Here is a 17490-nt window from a genome sequence, read left to right as displayed (position 1 = left end):
GGTAGCCTTTTATAAGTTATTTTTGCCTTTGCCTGCGTCTTTATCTTTACTTTTGTTTTTTGTCTTTATCTTTGTTTTTGCTGTCGTCTTTAAAAACTGTTTTGCCACCTACTATAGTTTCAAGTACTTTAATATCTTTTATGTGCATTTTATCAACTTTTAATGGATTTTCAGCAAGAATTACAAAGTCTGCTCTTTTACCTACTTCAATTGAGCCTGTAATATTTTCTTCAGCGTCTTGATACGCAGCATTTATTGTTATACCACGTAAAGCTTGCTCTGGAGTTATTCTTTGGTCAACTGAACGATATTTTGTGCCTTCTTTATAATTTTCAGTGAATATTTCTTGACCGGTAAAAGAAAGTCTATTTACTGCTCCCCACATTATATGAAGTGGATCTTGTGGAAATACTGGTGTATCACAGTGTAAAGTAAATGGTAAATCGCGATTGGCAGCATCTTTTGTAGCACTCATACGATAAGATCTTTCAGGTCCAAAATATTCTGCCATATGTCTATCACCTAAGTAATAAGCGTGATGCATTAAGAATGAGGGTATGAGACCCAAATCTTTCATACGGTCAAATTGATCTTCTCTACTAAATTGGGTATGAATAAGAGTGTGTCGTAAATCACTAGGCTTAGCTGGCTGTCTATACTCAGGTTTTCTTACCTCTTCGTAAGCATTTATTAAAGCATCTATAGCAGCGTCACCATTAGTATGAACATAGATTTGATTAAAACCAGCTTGATGAGTTTCTATAATTTTTTCATTGAGCTCCTCTTGGGTATAAGTAGGATAAGCAACCCAATCCTCAGGATATTCCCCTGTTGTAAAGTAAGGATCAGTCAAATGTGCTGTCCTAAGCTGGGGTGATCCATCTTGGAAATATTTAACTCCATTTAAGACAACCAAGTCTTTATAGTATTGGTTTTTGCCTCTGACCTCTTTTCCTCCAAACTGATCATAAGCTTTTTTCGCAGCATCTACAGATCCAAACCATAAAGTTGATCTGATTTTCAAATAATTATTATCAAGAGCTTTTTTGAAAAGCTCAAAGTCAGATCCTGCTCCATCATTTGCAGTCGTTACTCCTTTTGCAGCATAAATATCACTAACTAAAGCAATAGCCTCTAACCGCTGCTGCTGTGTAACTGGAGGAATATGATCGCTTACCATTTTCATAGCATTTAGCTCCCATAACTGTCCATTTGGGCTTCCATCAGCAAAGTGACCTATTTCTGAACCACTTGGATTAGGAGTATCTTTAGTGATTCCACCAATTTCTAGAGCCTTACTGTTAACTACAGAATTGTGACCAGAGAAATGAGTAATAACAATCGGAATCTCTGTGGATACTTTATCTAAATCCTCACGAGTTGGATGACGGCCTTCTTCTAATCCTCCATCATCATAACCTCTACCGATAATCCATTCACCTGGCTTTATAGTTTTAGCCCTTTCGGATAAAGCAGCAAGCAATTGATCCATATTTTTTATAGTTCCAATCGGTGGGCTTTGTAGTTGTACAGATGTAAGAAGGCTTATTCCAGTAGACAAGAAATGACTATGAGCGTCATAAAATCCTGGTAACATAGTTTTGCCTTGAAGATTTATCTTCTTAGTATTCTTCCCAGATAAGGGCATTATATCCCCCATTTTACCCACAGCCACAATTTCATTACCAACAACTGCTACTGCTTCGGCAGAACTCATGTTTTTATCAACAGTAACTATATCTCCATTATAATAGATTATATCCGCTTCAATTTTCTGTGATTTTTTCTTTTCACCCTTAGATGGTTCAGCACCTGCGGCAAGGCCAGGAATAGATAATGAGAATATTAATGTCAGAATAAGCATATAAGTAAATACTCTAGATTTCGTAGATTTCATTCGTTTCATCTCCTTAATCATTTTTTATTTACAACCTATTTAATCCTCTGAATATTCTGAATACTACTCCCTCAATAAAACCATCTCCTTAAAATTAATTTTATATTAACTTATTTTTATAACCACAACATTACCATAAAATGTATTAATTGTAAAAATAAGATTCATTGATTTTGGTAGACTATTTTCTATTTCTACTATCAATTATATACGTCAAAGATTCAACGTATATAATTGATAAATATCAAATTAGATTGATGCCATGCTTTTATGAAGTAAAGTTCTATAAGTTATGCGCCAGGCACGGCTTCCTGCTTTGAACTGTTTTAGTATTTTATTTCTTTCAATGTATTTACTGATTTCTTGAATAATTCCTTTTCAGTTTCATTAAGGTCAATTTCAAGTACTTCTTTTATGCCTTGTTCATTAACAATTGCTGGAACTGATAAATAAATGTCCCTTTCACCATACTGACCTTCTAACAAACAGGACACTGGAAGGATACTATTCTCATTATCTAGGATAGCTTTTGTGATTCTTGTTAAACACATTCCTACTCCATAATTAGTGAACCCTTTTCGGTTTATGATCTCATATGCAGCATTCCGGACTTTTATGGATATCTTATCAAGATTTTCTTTATCTTTTGGGTTATTTCTACGTTCCAATAATTTGTCAAGGTTTTCGATGCCAATTGAAGCCTGTGACCAGATAGGAACTTGAGTGTCACCGTGTTCACCTATAATTGCAGCATGTACATTTCTTGGATCGACTTCAAAGTATTCACCAAGTAAGATTTTAAATCTTGCGGTATCGAGTGTAGTTCCTGAACCAATTACTTTGTTTGGTGGAAATTTACTTTCTTTCTGTACAACATATGTTAAAATATCAACTGGATTTGAAGCAATTAAAAATATTCCATTAAAACCGCTTTTTACAACCTCTTGAACAATTGACTTTATCATTGTTGCATTTTTATTAACTAGTTCAAGCCTAGTTTCCCCTGGTTTTTGATTTGCTCCAGCTGTTATAACAACTAAATTTGCATCAGTACAGTCAGAATATGTACCAGCTTTAATTTTTATATTTGTAGGAGCAAAGGCCATGCCATAAGCCAAATCCATTGCTTCCCCTTCTGCTTTCTCATTATTTATATCAATTAAAACAAGCTCAGTAATTAATCCTTGATTTACTAAACTATAAGCATAAGCACAACCAACTGCACCTGTTCCAATCAAAACAACTTTACGCATTTTTCATCACCTTTAATTTCTTATATTTTTAAATAATTTGGATCTGTATGGAGTACTTTGGATGCCCGGCACGGATTCCACCAATTCCGGTAAACAAAAACTAAAGGTACTGCCTTTTTCTTTTTTGATTAACCTCTTCAAATAAATTCTTAAACTCAACTAGGTTTATACAATTAAAAAAGTTTTGTCCAAAACTTAAATCTTGTCCATATTTTGATAAAAACCTTTTTGCCGGAGGATTTACTAGGATTATATTTCCATGTGCATCTAAAGTAATTACTCCATCAGACATACTATCTAATACATTTTCTAATTTTGCTTTTTCATGAGAAAGCTCATTAATATTAAATTTAAGTCGTTCTGACATATTATTTAAACTGGTACCTAATAAGCCAACCTCATCGTTACTTTTAACCGCTATTTTATTCCCAAAGTTAACTTTAGCCATTTCAGTAGCAATTTTATTCATTTGTATCAATGGTCTTGATAGTGTCCTGGATAAGAAAAAACTAACGATACTTGCTAAGATTATTACAGCAAAAGCAGCATAAGATATTAGTTTTCTCATAGAGTTGATTATATCTGTGATAGGAGCAACTGGTTTAAATAGCATTAATGCTTGATTTATTTCTTCTCCATTATATATTGGAATTGCAACTGATAACATCGGTGCATTGAAGTGATGATAATTACCTCTATTTGTTATTATTTTACCCGTAAAAGCGCTTTTAAATTCTTCTGATTCAAAAAAAGAGCAGAACTATTATAATTAACATTACAATTGAAACCCAAAGTTTAGCTATAATGCTTTTCTTAATCATCTGTTACCTCAAATTTATATCCCACACCCCATAATGTACTTATATAATCTAGTCCATCATCACGACCCAATTCTAGTTTTAAACGTGGGAATTTTAATATATTTTGTTCATTATTATTTATATTTAAAGTTCTTTCTAAAAGGACTCTTACTCTATGAACTAATTCCCTAGGGCTAAATGGTTTAACAATATTTGTTGGAAACATCCTTGATTAGGTCCTTGTGAAGATGGTATTTTAGGCTCATTAGTGGAATCAGCAAAAGCTACTGTTGCCAAAAGACCTAATATTAAAAATGTTGATATTATCAAAGCTGGAAACCTTTTCATTTTTAACAACTCCTTTTGTTATTTTTAATTTAATTACATTATAATAATTGTTTTTGTATTTTTTATTATTAAAATGTGAACAATTTGTGAATTATCTATTATGAGTTTGATACGGAAACATTAATTGATTGTATTGTAAAAAAGGATAATAGAAGGTATAAAACATTTTCTGTAATAAGTTAGGTGGCTGGCACGGTTAAGTTACTATATTTCCCATTAAAAAAGCACTTGCCTAAAAGACAGGTGCCAAAACGATAAACTTAAGCGAAGTATGACTCCGCTATTACAAACCGGGCGAACCGATTTTTTCCTTATACTAAGGTTACACGAATTAACTTATGAAGTCAATCAATTTCTTGAAATATTTATATACAGCTATTAAGGATTCTTGATTATTATATGCATTTTTTAATCGTTTTGTGCGCTCCAATAATTTCCTGAATTCTTCATAACGTGCAGCTTTAATACCTTCACTATTAATATACTTATAATGAACATAAATAAGTACAGTCAAATCATGTATTTTTCGATTAGATAATCTTTTTTTCTGGATAATGGTGATAGCCCTTAAATTTGTTTTGTGAATTCAGTTATAGGTTTCACTATTTTTTTAGGATCTATCTGCTGACCTTTTGTAATATCCATTAAAATAGGGCTATTGTGAGCAGCTGTATTTCTAATGTTTTTTACATATCTTAATATTTGTTGAAGTTCCTTGTATCTGTTTAACTTGTTTTTTCGGAAATAATAAAACTCCACAAATTTTACAAAAGCACCAAAGGTCATAACTTCAAATAAAACCCAAATAGGTGTATTAATATGATGTCTTCTATACAAACCATAATTGTAATGACTCTTTTTGTTTAAGGCTTTCATGTAATCCTCAATAGAACTATGATCATGCTCTAAATAGTCAGTTACTATACTGTAACCATCTTCAGCTGAATCATTCGTAATATCTGTAAGAATCCATGTTTTAACTACATGCTCAATGTCTAGACACATGTGCAAGACTAAATATCGAAGGCGCATGTCAATAGTAGCTAAATCTTGCAGCAATTTAAAATCCAAGTTAACATACTTATTAGATTTGTTTTTTTCAAAGTTTTTTCTATAAGCAGTAATTTTATAAAAATAATTTGAAGTCTGAAGAATTTTCTTAGCTTCTTCTTTTGAAATTAAATCAAACTTAACATTTTTCTTAACCAAGTGCTCAATCATTTCATCAAAGCTTAATTTTTTCTTTAAAACTTGCCCTGTACTTTGTTCCAGTAAAATCCCTCCTTCTAATATAGTAATCTATATTTAGGCTATCTTACTAAAGAAAAACTAGAAAGGCTTGTCCTTTTTATTTTAATCTTCTGCAATATTATAATATAAATAAAATGATCTTAAAATTGGTTACAACTCAATTACTCTAATCTACCTAATAGTTTTTCAAAGTGTCATCTAGCAGGGTTTGCCAGATTTGCTATGAATTTAATTACAAAACTTATATTTTGTAATTTTAAAAAACTGTAATTAAAAGATTTTTAGTCTTCTAACCACAGCTTTAGATAGCAACTATGTTTAATTGTCGAAATGTTGAATAGGTTAACAAATTAAATACAAGGCAGAACGTTGCAGGTATATTAGAAATAGAAGAAAAAAGTTTTGGTAGGCCCTGATTTTATTTTCCCTGCAAAAATCAGCTATAACCTCTTCATATGAGGAAAATTTTTGCATTATAACGTCCCAATTAATTTCACCAGATTCCTTTGCCATTAAAAGAGCCTCCTAATTACGTTGTTTTCTGTAATTTTAGCTGGGGGATTTTAATGGATTCTAAGCGGAAAATCTTTGACAGTTACTATTAGAGTAACAAAAACACGGTTTTTAAGTAATCTTTATAAACGACCCCTTTTCCTGTAAGTTACTGGCTAATGAGATTAAGCTATTATTATAGTTGTTTAACTCAGCATCACCAAAAAATCCACCATTATAAACGTCATAACAAACTTGTTTTATAACAGCATATTCTTTTGCAGGGATCTTGCCCTCAAATACTTTAAGCAAATTCGTGATTTTCTTTTCATACTCCATCAATATACCAGACAAGTACTCTGAATCAATCTTATCTACCAAGATGTCTCTTGATATTGAATAAGACCAAAGTAATTCAAATACACTGTCTATACCCTCATATGGTGAGGTTGCTAATTCTAATAAATTCATTTTTTCTTCAAAGCAATTTAAGAACCCTGTAGAGATTTCATACGGAAATGGAGGTGATAACTTTTCCATCACTTCCCAATTCCCGTCATCAATAGCAACTCTTAAATCTTTCAAGAAATTGTATGGTACCTTTAATCCATTTGGCATTACTTGATTTATCCCTGATTTGACAGCTATGACAAGATAATCGTAGTCGATAGAAGTAATAGAGGAACATAAGTATAAAAATTTTGTTAATTCATCAGGATCTTCAACATTTAGATTATTTGCTATTATTGGATAGTGCTTGAGAATACCTACCGAATAATAATCTACTGGAAAAGACACATCATAATTTTCCTGTAGCTGGTTTAATGCTGTGCTTGAATCAATAATAAGTTGCTCTTTCTTTTTGCTATACCATGACCTAATAGAATATTTGTTGAAATATTTACTGGGTTTGTGCTCAATATAATATTCACACGTCATTATTAATAAATTAAGTCTCTCCCTTTCCAATCCACATAGTTTCACAATATCATCATAAATCTCTTCTCTATTAGTAATCCATTTAGGCAAATTAGAAAATAGTTTAGACAAGTATGTTAAATCCGTTAGTTTAATCACATTTATAGCGGTATTATTTATGGAATAAAACTCATGCAATCTTTTAACTATATGCATTGAACGGACAGGATGAAGTCCTTCAACAAACTTTTCATTTTCATCTATACTAATTAAAAATTCATTTTCAACACTTTTAAGTATTTCTCCATAATCACTCGAAGTAGGTTCCTTCAAATTATGGATTATCTTCATAACTGGAAGCCTAATTCCACAAACATCTGCAAAACAAACAATTCTTAATATCTCACACTTAATCCTACCATTCTCTGAAGTACTAATTGTTGATATCTGCTGACTTATTCTTTCTGATATCATCTCACCATGAGTAAGTAGATATACATACTCAATCAGAAGTCTTTTTTCTTCTATTCTTTTCCACGAACCCCTCCAATCACTTACAGTATCATGCAACAAATTCCTCTTCTTTAACTGAAAAAATATATCTTCAGCCTCTTGGTTATTTAGTGATATCTCTACTGTTCTAAGTGATTTAACATTACTCAAATTACCTGAATATCTATACCAATCATCTTCTCTACTTGTGAGTAGTAATTTATAGTTATATGTTATTTCTTCTTGGAGTAACTGAGCTAATCTATTCCACTCGCTCAACTGTGAATCTAAATTATCAATAATAATGAGTGGTTTTTCTCCTAATTTAACTCTTGACTTAAAGTATTTAATAATATTATTGAGTTCCTTAGCATCATTGCACCATGTCAACTGATAAATGTTATACTCATTAGATAGGTTCAATGCAACTTGAAGGGCAATTGTAGTTTTCCCCTGTCCACTTGAAGCCTTAATCACTGTCACTCTATTACTATTTATGGAGTCTTCAACTTCTTTTTCAGTATCAATACGTCTAACCGGTAACTTCAAAGCAATATCCTGTGGCGATGCTTTCTTACCTTCAAAATAGCTCTTCTCATCTGTAGCCTCTAGAACACTAAAGTCAACCTTTTTAATCCATCCATGAGCAGGGTTCTCAATACCCTTACTAATGTCGTCATTAATATTCTGTATTATTGCATCAAGTTCTTTTCTATTTATACTCTCTCGATATTCCATTTTTTCAAGACAACAAACCTTTATACCATTTACATACAACCTAATATTATCTGTTGTAATATCATGTCTCTCAATTAGGAGCTTCTCGATTTCCAATGTAAGATCATCTTTAACTCGTTTCTCAAAAGTTATTTTACCTAAGAAAGCATTACTTGAGAAACCACTCCAATTCCACTGAGTATTTTCCTCCATTATCTTTTCAATTATTCCGACCCAATATTTTTTTGATGCCTCATCAAGATTGTTATTGACAAGTTTATTTAGATTTCCTTTAGCAATATCAAAATCATAGACAAGTTTGAAATCGTGAGTATTATCCAGCAAATAAACTTCCAAATAATTTTTCAGTACATCCTTTAGGAAACTAGCATCTTGCCTTTGTGTAGAATATTTCAGTTGAATATGAGTTATCGTATTTGATGTAACATCACATTTGTATCGGTCAATATCTTCAAGCCCCTCAAGGGTAAAACTCACACTCTCATCTTTTTCAGATAGCATCAGGTAACAAGAATATAAAAATTGATATGTAAAACCAGAAAGTGCAACCTGTCCCCCTGTACGCGACCGTTCTAAATCGGATAGAGATCTATATACTGGTTTAACTACCTTTTTCTTTTTCTTTGATGATTTCTTCGGTGTCATTGGTTACACCTCCACACATTGATTTACAACAAATATTTTTATAAATAAAAAGACCGTTAATCCAATTTATCTATTAACTTCTCAATTTCATACGCTGTTATTTTCCCTTTTAAATAACTATTTTTTATTTCATCTTTTAAATTATTTCCCTCATTAGAAGCCCTTTCCAGTCTGTCGAATTCCTCTTGATTTTGATATCTACTATAAATATTACTTGTAATAAGACCTCTTTCTTTTTTAATTACTTTAGATTTACAATCTATTATTTCTATTAATTTTTCTATGAATATTATAATTGTATTAAATTCATCATCCAATTCTTTTAACTCTAAAAATAAACTTAATTTGTGTTTTACCTTATGTATTTTTTCTATGATTCCTTTAAGATCTTTCATTACATATTTTTTATATTCTATCACCTTTTCATAAAAAAAAATGTTAGAAAACCCTCCAGTATTTATATAACCAAGACTTGATAAAGCTCTAATATACATTTTCAGAAAATTAGCAAAGCATTCTTCATCATTTAAATTTCCTATAACATTCAGTTTATTAAAATTATTTAAAATACCAATATATCCCTTTTTTGTTCCTAAATTACAATAATTAAGGGTTTGAATTAACTCATCATCTATATCTTTTATCTTTTCTACTTTAAAATAAATATTCACTAAACCCACTTGGTGATAATCAGGTACATCTAAAATTCTAAATGATTTAAATAACTCTATAAATGAAGAAACCCCCATTTTAAATATAGTACTATTGTCAGTTTCTTGATCATTCTTATAAAATAAACTGTTGTTAAATTGTTCATATGCCTTCAGTATTTCAGTGTCAGGCCTATTTAGTACTTCTTCAATAAATTTCCTACCTACATATTCATAGTCAGTAAATTGAGATTTACCTTGTGCTAATAGGCTCCAAATTAATCTATCTTTTTTTTCATTACTATCTCTATCTTTTAGGTTTCTAATTGGTTCTTCATATATTAACTTTAATCGTTCTATATAGTTTTCTTCATTAATAACTTGAAGAACTTTATAATCAAAAAGCTTCAAAACACCATAACCAATCTGATTTTCTTCATTTTTAAATAAATTGATTATATCTCCTCTACCAAGCTTACCTGAATTAAACAAGGATATTAATTCTGTAATGGTATAAAAGTTTGAGTTTAAATCGAATTTAATTGTCTCTACCAGTCCTTTTTCAATATTTAGTTTTTCATATATCGTTGGAATAAAATGTTTTAAGAAAAAGAAAGCTATTACTGTTTCTTTATGCTCTTTATATTGATTTTTAGTTAATATTTTAACCAATTCAGATAAAAAGTTCTCAACCTTTCTGATACTAATATTCCTTACCACTAAATTTATTTCCTTATTAATATTAAAGACATTCACTAAAACATTATATCGGAACCCCTGGAAATCTTCTTTTAAAAAATTAAAATCTTTGATTTCTATTATACTTTTATCATAGTTTTTTTCATTCAGTTTAAAGCTTAATATTTCAAAGAAATTAATTTCAGTTAAATTTATCTTAAAAGGCATATATTTTTCTAAATAATCAGCTGTAAAGCCAATTTCCTTCAAATTATCTTCATGATATTGATAAACTATCTTTATCTTTTCGTTAGAAATCTTTTCAGATATTCCGAATATATTTTTAATAATATCGATATCAGTTATTCTATCTATGTCTTCATAAATAATTATTATTTTTTTACCTAGCTTTTCTAACTCTTTCTGCAAACCTTTTATAGTTTCAGAATAAGACTGGTTTTTACTAAAAATTAGATCCTGTACCCTTGAAATAACAGACTCTTTTCCTAAAAATCTTTTTAATTTATTTGAGTACTTCGATATAATTCTATTTTTGTACATTAACTCTTCAATTTCTTTTATTAAAATTAACTGAAGCTCGTTAAGATTACATGATAAGACATCAATTTCAATAATTTCATATTTATTATTTACTTCCTTTTTTAATTCTTTAATTAAAAAAGATTTGCCCGTTCCCCATCTACCATTTAATGCAATTATATCAAATACATCTATATAGTATAAAAGTCCTTCCAGATCTTTCTTTCTTTTCATCATTATTTGGGGTTGTTTTATTATTTGTTTTTTACGAAATGGATTTACTATAAAAATGATTCTTGATATAGTTAGAAGAAATATTAAACATGTTATAATAACTAAAACCTCGATATTTTCTTTTGAAAGCCCATTATAGATCTTATTTTTAATAAAAATATATGTTATTAAATTACCTAAATATACAATTATTATAGTACCAAAAAACTCTACATTCTTTGATATGCTAAAGTTTAAAAAAATTACAATCCAAGTAATTGCTATAATTATAATATATACATCGAAGACAATATCAATTGTATAAAATAATGCTAAAGACATTACTATTGCAACGATAAATTTATTTATCAATATTTTAATACTCTCCATTTTTCCTCCAATTATTTAACTCAATAAAAACTTTTCATAACTCTCGATAACCTTTCTCACCACATTAACTACAGCTGTAGGGTTTTATAGTTCTTTTGTTATATATATATTCCCAACATCATATCTTTTACCGATGAAATTCTAAACATACATGTCTTCTAAATGGTATAAATGCCCTGCCCCTGTGACCTTTTCTTTCAAAGTTGACAGGTTATAGTCACTTTTTCAAAAGAGAAAAGCCCGGAACTCATTATTTGCTTTAAATTTTTTGCATAGAAATGCATAATCTCTTTGAATGCAAAATGATGAATTGGGATCTTCGCTTCTTCAATCGAGGTCTGGGGTTTAAAGTCTACGCACTCTTGTAGTAAATCGGTAGAGGCATACGCCTTGGGGACGTCGCCTGGTTTAACGGGTTCGTATATTTTTTTCAAATTCTACTGTTTTTCCTAGTGCTTTAGTTAGGGCTTTTTCTAAGGCGCTAATAAAGGTCGTAGCTGGGATTTTATACGGGTGGCTATAGGTATGAGCTATGAGTTCGTTTGACCTTTTAGTCGCCTCATAAAGTGATACTGGATTGTCGACAAAGTCAGTCTCAGCAAAGTAAATTAAGTGACTGGCACCGTCATCACATTCATTTAGAACAAGGCTCCATTAAGTAGAAGTTTTATATAACTATTTAAATTATCTTTTGGTTTAATAGAACCCAGAACATCAATTGTAGCTTTATAATTATCCTTCATAGCAGAGAAAATTTCATCAATTGTTTCGTAATTATTGTTATTGAGTTTAAAAATTATTTCTGATAATAGGTTGTTCAAGTAATGATTAAGATGGTTATAAAAAAGGGAAATATTCTCGTTTTTTTCCCCTTAGTAATCTAAAAATATTTCTTGTAAAAATGACATTAGGAACAACACCGCAGATATTTACAATAATACTACTGTAATGATTAGATTTAACAAATGACTCTAATGCAACCCACTGATTTAAAAATTTTGTTTCATTTGATAAAGAATCTTTACTCATACGAATAAATTCAAAGGTCCTTTTTATTTTTATAATAGGTATGCTATCAGGTCTATCGATTTTTATAAATTGATCCAATAAATCTGCAGGAGCTTCATTTTGAGGTTTTTCATCAAATAAGGCAACATTTCTATTGTGAATGACTAAATTTACATTTGGTACAAAGGAAAATGGAGCCATAATTAATTCAGGAATTTTATAACCATAAAAAGAAAGTACATCAAATTTTTTGACCAGGTTTTCCCATGAGTTATCTATTGCCGAAAAATAATCGTAAGAGCATGCTTTTTCAATAATATAATACTCGTCACTTTTTAATCTTCGATTCAAATCGAAAACTTTATGGTAATTATCAATAATATATGAACCTTTCTTCACAGTAATATTAACTTTCTGGAATATATTATCCATTCTAGGTATTTGGTTTTAAGATGATTTAAAGCATGCTTAATATGATACTTAAGTCTATTATAGAGTAAGTTTTTATTCTTGTTTGTTATATCCAAGCTACTAATAATTATTTTTTTGTATGCAGTAGCATATTTATCTAATAGGCTATCTTTAAGAATGATAGTCCTGACTTCTTTTATTACAGGGTTTAGGTGATCATGTTTATATATTTCTTTCATTGTTTTATCACATACATCTAATAATTCTTGTAAGGCTATATGTGAATTTAGAAATTTAATAGAATAGGCGGGTATAGTTTTTGGATCTAAAATTTCCAAAACTCGCTGAATAAAAAATTTTCCCGCTTCATTTAGATTTATATTATTTTTAATCCTGTTATCATTGAATTTTCTTTTCATTATTATCCCCTTATTTTTCTCTTGACAAAAAATGAATATAACCTTAATATATAGTATATACTAAATAATAAATAAAGGGAAATACTCAATGGAACCTCGAATTTTTTCGACCCATTGATTCTTTTTCCCTAAGAAATAAAGACAAAAGAGTTGGTATTTATACCAACTCTTTTGTCTTTATTTCCTGGTCAAGAAAAATTGTAACACTTACGAATAAATTATATAAGATGTAATTTTACTAGTTTTTCTGTAAGCGTCAACGAATTGACGTATAGTATTAACAAATATCAAATGATACAATAATCCCAGTAGTAAGCATAGTTAATATTTGCTTTCTACTGGGGTTTTAAAATGGAGCCTATTTATTAAATATTTTTCTACTATTGGGTCATTGGCTTTTGCGGCCCACTACAAATGGTTTTATAGCTCTTTCAGATGCATTATTATCTATTTCTAAAGCTCCATCTTCTAAAAATGTTTTAAAGTTTGGCAAAAGTTTTTTAGTATAATCTAGGGCTTGTCCTAATGGACTTTTGGGTACTGCACCCAAGATCTCTTTATCTACATAGGCTATAAATTCATCTATTATAGGAGCTTGATCTAGTTTTTTGATAGTCATATAAAATTATTGGGTCTTTGAAGTATCCTGTTTTATATAACCCCTTCATATGAGGAAAATCTTTGACAGTTACGCACATTACTAAAAAGTGGGGTTTAGTTTTTGACACAAAAAATGCGAGTTGGTGCAGGCACCCTCTCGCTAAAAACTCCTATGAGTTTTTGTTCCATATTAATATTATATCCTAGAATCCATAAATATTACTACTTTTTATTTAATATTTATAACATTATAATCCAACACTAATCCACCTATTGATGGGATACTTTGTAAATTACTTTGTTTAAAAGCGGACATCTCTGTTTCCAGCTTATGCCCGTTCTCTTGATGTACTTATATGGATTATCTTTAGGTTAATAAGTTAAGTACCTAGCACGGCTAAATACATAAATTCAACCTCCCTATTTTAATGGGTCTATTTTAAAAGGAAGTTCACTATTCAATGCTAAAGTCCAGTTTGCTAATAATTCTTCCTGCCTTAACTAAGCACAAGCTAAAACGAGTTTAAGCTGCTTTAAGGCCCGCGAAGTGGATTATGCCGTCGATTTTATGGTTTTTGAAGATTTCTTCAACTGCTACTTCTTCTGTCACATCTACCTCATAAAAGATAACATCTTTACCTGATATTTTTTTAATTTTAGTTATTGTTTCAATTTTGCTATTACTTAAATTATCGGCTATGATAATGGAATGGTTATTTTTGAGTAACTCTACGCAAGTGTGTGTGAGCCGATATAGCCGGCTCCGCCAGTTACGAGAATGTTCATGTTTTAAAACATCCTTTCACTTAGAATAAATCGTCTAACCTAGGTTTTACTTCACCCCATAATACCCCACATACCAATCTGTAAACTTCTGCAGTCCTTCTTCAATGGAAGTCTCAGGGGAGTTGTTGCCGATGTTAAATACCCTGTGTGCAGCACTGCCTTCCGATTTTACCGGGGGGTTATTTAGTAATCTTTCCACTCCTGTTTGGGCTGCTAGACTTACAATACTTGTTAACAAATTTATCTTCAAATTCAACTTTGTCATAGGTTTTTACAGTATTTAAATATATTTTACCAAACCTAGCTTCTAATCCAAAAAAATCAATATTTTCATCAGCTAGATTTTCCATTTCTTTAATAAAGTCATCAAAATTTCCACTTTCTTGAACCTCATTCTTACTTAACTTATAATTATTTAATTCTTGCCTCTTTGCAATTTCTTTAGGTTTAAATTAATCATTCTTATACTTCTCAATTTGTAATTTTTCAAGAGGTCTCATTAATTTTTTATATATTTCATCTTGTATTTTTAATTTTATTTTTCCCTCTTCCCCAGGAAAATAAATATTATTAATTTGTCCATTAAACTCCGAATTCATTCTATCCATTATCAATTTTCTTAAAATCCTATCATTTGAAACTTCCAAAATTTCTAGGATTTTTTCTCTCAGTTCATTGATATCTTCTATCTTCCCTATGTTCTTTATTTCTAATTTCATGTTATCCCTCCAATCCCATGAATAATCACATTATAAATCTATTATAAATACTCTAATTATCTAAAATATATATATTAAGAATTATATCATATTATTATAAAGCTTAAATTAAATATACTATATATAAAACCTTGTATAATCCGTTCTTCATTTCTTTGGAATCTATTCAATTCATAAGATATTGTCTTAAATTAGATTAGATACTTTTAGTATACCCAGTTACCTTTTAAATTTAACGGTTTTGTATAAACCTTTAATTTAAATACCTAATTCATCGGAAATATTGGAATAAGTTAAGTGCCTGGCACGGCAAACGACGTTACTGGGGTTATTAGCTATGCTAAAAAGCCCATTATCAACTTCAATAATGGGCGGTGTTAAAATTAAATAAATTATATCTCTTCTTCGTTTTCTACTATAGATTTTAAAGTCCAAGAAATCTTTTCTCTAGAACTACTTTTAGTTATAACCTTCAGCAATGTAGCATTACATGGTTTATCAAGAACAAATGATGCAACTTCCGAAAGAGCATCTTTACTTATTCTTCCTGTGATTTTCTCCCCATTTTCATCACTTATCTCAAAGGTTTTCGTCCTAACATTTGCCCCCATTAACCGTCCGGTTAAGATTATTTCTTCTTCTGATGATTGCGAGAAGTCACTTAGTCTTTTATAAATATTCCATGCCTTTTCAGGATTTATAGCTACTTTTGAATATCCTTTATATGAAGAGGTCCACGCAAGCTCTACTGTTGTATCTAAGTCCTTTATTGACTTCGTCCATTCAGAGTATTTTCTTAATGCACGAGGTCCTAAAAATGAAATTGACTCACTTAAGGATTCTTCACCATCTGATGAAGATAGAAGCTTAAATAGTTCTGCTAAAGTTTGAGACTGAACAGGTTCATCAATCAAGTTTTTGGAAGTATGCTTTAAATCTAATACAGCTATAAATGATCCTGTTCTTGCTTCTTTAAATATCATTTCATTAAATTCCAAAATATCTTGAGGTATCTTTCCTTTTTCACTAGGTTGATTATATAAAGTATTTGCTATACTATCTGAAAGATCTTGAAAACCACCTAAAATAGTTGTTAAAGACCTTACAGATATTTGACCTGATGGTAAATCTTTAGGATGTAAGGTTAATATTAACTCTTCAGATTCACTTGTACGTTGAACCTTTTCACACTCTTTTTTCATCTTCTCCGCTCTTCTATTTAATGAGTTTAATTGAATTTCCTTAGCAAAATCAGGCAATTCCAGTTTGTTAAGTATTTCATCAACCTCCTTAATAAATGTTTCAGTTTCTTTAAGTTTTTCATCAGCCCTATTCAGAGGCAATATCATTTTTAACACCTCCTAACATCTTTTCTATTACTTCTTTATTAATTTCTATGATACCTTTCGGTTTTCTAGTACGATCAAAGCCAAATTGACCCATCCAATATGTTTGCATAATTTTTTCTTGACCCTTAAATTTAGCTGCGACATCTTCTGGTGATAAATGATCTAAAGTATAACAGAAATAAGCATCGCAATCATATTTTAAAGATATTTGGTTTATAATATTTCCTAATTGTCTTGTTCCATCCTCACCTAATTTCATGATATCCTCAGGTCTATAAAAAACAACTAAATCAATATCATTTGGATCTATTTTAGTTGTTAAATAACTTCCATCTAACCAAATATACCTTGGTGATAGGACATCCATTAACAATCGCAACCATTCCTTAAGACCTTTATAAATTTCACCTCTTGTAGATGAAGTTGTAAATTCAGCAACAAATTGCTCTTCAAATGTTTCATAAGAATAAGAGTGTATTCCCGGAAAGAGATTTCCATCTTCCATAAATTCTTTCATATAGCCACATCCATCTAAAAAATAATATATTAATTTTATCTTAAGTCTGCATGAAACACAATTAAAAGATACCCGATGCAAAATAGTCCCTACTTATATTATGCCTGAACTATAGGTTGGTTATGCTCATTTTAAAAATAAACATAAACTTCATTAGATGTCTAGGGAAGATAAACAGTATAAGTTAAGTGCCTGGCACGATTAGGTTTTTTATTTTCACATAAACATAGTCATTTGTCTAATATTTGACTATGTTCTTATTATTTGAGTATGTTCTTAAGCACGTTCTTATTTTAGTTATCTTGCTTGTTTTCTATCTTCTCATAGATTTAAAAACATACTCATTTACTTAATTTTTGACTATGTTTTGGATTTT

At 30.0% G+C, this 17490-nt stretch carries 16 protein-coding genes and 1 pseudogene; all 17 read right to left on the bottom strand.

Annotated elements, in window-relative coordinates; translation table 11 throughout:
• Positions 1–46 precede the first annotated feature (46 nt).
• Complete coding sequence (locus B8965_RS05885) at positions 47–1897, bottom strand: amidohydrolase (RefSeq protein ID WP_159446283.1); 1851 nt, start codon at positions 1895–1897, stop codon at positions 47–49.
• Between the two features lie 326 nt (positions 1898–2223).
• Complete coding sequence (locus tag B8965_RS05880; RefSeq protein WP_084052928.1) at positions 2224–3150, bottom strand: L-lactate dehydrogenase; 927 nt, start codon at positions 3148–3150, stop codon at positions 2224–2226.
• A gap of 100 nt (positions 3151–3250) precedes the next feature.
• Positions 3251–3817: a HAMP domain-containing protein gene (locus B8965_RS05875; protein ID WP_084052927.1), complete on the bottom strand. Its 567-nt coding sequence runs from the start codon at positions 3815–3817 to the stop codon at positions 3251–3253.
• A 146-nt stretch (positions 3818–3963) separates the two neighbouring features.
• Positions 3964–4176: a hypothetical protein gene (locus tag B8965_RS05870; RefSeq protein WP_084052926.1), complete on the bottom strand. Its 213-nt coding sequence runs from the start codon at positions 4174–4176 to the stop codon at positions 3964–3966.
• Positions 4131–4298 carry a hypothetical protein gene (locus B8965_RS12445; protein ID WP_159446282.1) on the bottom strand — a complete coding sequence of 56 codons (168 nt, stop codon included), beginning with the start codon at positions 4296–4298 and terminating at the stop codon, positions 4131–4133. Before B8965_RS12445 ends, B8965_RS05870 begins: the two co-directional genes overlap by 46 nt.
• Before the next feature lie 567 nt (positions 4299–4865).
• Positions 4866–5519, bottom strand: a complete 654-nt coding sequence (locus tag B8965_RS05865) for an Abi family protein (RefSeq protein ID WP_084052925.1) — start codon at positions 5517–5519, stop codon at positions 4866–4868.
• 654 nt (positions 5520–6173) lie between these two features.
• The gene (locus B8965_RS05860; protein ID WP_084052924.1) at positions 6174–8834 is read right to left on the bottom strand and encodes a P-loop NTPase; all 2661 of its coding nucleotides are present in this window, start codon (positions 8832–8834) and stop codon (positions 6174–6176) included.
• 56 nt (positions 8835–8890) lie between these two features.
• Entirely contained in the window at positions 8891–11305 is a 2415-nt protein-coding gene (locus tag B8965_RS05855) for a P-loop NTPase fold protein (RefSeq protein ID WP_084052923.1), read from the bottom strand.
• A 197-nt stretch (positions 11306–11502) separates the two neighbouring features.
• Positions 11503–11929 (bottom strand): annotated as a pseudogene (locus tag B8965_RS12940) (hypothetical protein); the annotation flags it as partial.
• A gap of 213 nt (positions 11930–12142) precedes the next feature.
• Positions 12143–12712: a hypothetical protein gene (locus tag B8965_RS05845; protein WP_084052922.1), complete on the bottom strand. Its 570-nt coding sequence runs from the start codon at positions 12710–12712 to the stop codon at positions 12143–12145.
• Entirely contained in the window at positions 12709–13143 is a 435-nt protein-coding gene (locus B8965_RS05840) for a hypothetical protein (RefSeq protein WP_084052921.1), read from the bottom strand. The genes B8965_RS05845 and B8965_RS05840 overlap by 4 nt, the downstream gene beginning before the upstream one ends.
• Positions 13144–13531: 388 nt before the next feature.
• Positions 13532–13762: an IS66 family transposase gene (locus B8965_RS05835; RefSeq protein ID WP_084052920.1), complete on the bottom strand. Its 231-nt coding sequence runs from the start codon at positions 13760–13762 to the stop codon at positions 13532–13534.
• A gap of 504 nt (positions 13763–14266) precedes the next feature.
• Positions 14267–14443: an NAD-dependent epimerase/dehydratase family protein gene (locus B8965_RS05830; RefSeq protein ID WP_242941947.1), complete on the bottom strand. Its 177-nt coding sequence runs from the start codon at positions 14441–14443 to the stop codon at positions 14267–14269.
• 265 nt (positions 14444–14708) lie between these two features.
• On the bottom strand, positions 14709–14879 hold the full coding sequence (locus B8965_RS12440) for a hypothetical protein (protein WP_159446281.1): 171 nt from the start codon (positions 14877–14879) through the stop codon (positions 14709–14711).
• A 102-nt stretch (positions 14880–14981) separates the two neighbouring features.
• Positions 14982–15248 (bottom strand): hypothetical protein, encoded by a 267-nt coding sequence (locus B8965_RS05825; RefSeq protein WP_084052919.1) that lies wholly within the window; start codon positions 15246–15248, stop codon positions 14982–14984.
• A gap of 392 nt (positions 15249–15640) precedes the next feature.
• Positions 15641–16597: a hypothetical protein gene (locus B8965_RS05820; protein ID WP_084052918.1), complete on the bottom strand. Its 957-nt coding sequence runs from the start codon at positions 16595–16597 to the stop codon at positions 15641–15643.
• Positions 16578–17114 (bottom strand): DUF6932 family protein, encoded by a 537-nt coding sequence (locus B8965_RS05815; protein ID WP_084052917.1) that lies wholly within the window; start codon positions 17112–17114, stop codon positions 16578–16580. The genes B8965_RS05820 and B8965_RS05815 overlap by 20 nt, the downstream gene beginning before the upstream one ends.
• Positions 17115–17490: the final 376 nt, after the last annotated feature.

This window comes from Desulfonispora thiosulfatigenes DSM 11270, assembly GCF_900176035.1.
GTDB classification, from domain to species: domain Bacteria; phylum Bacillota; class Peptococcia; order Peptococcales; family Desulfonisporaceae; genus Desulfonispora; species Desulfonispora thiosulfatigenes.
Note: the sequence above shows the minus strand (reverse complement) of the source record. Positions and strands in the feature narration are given on the sequence as shown.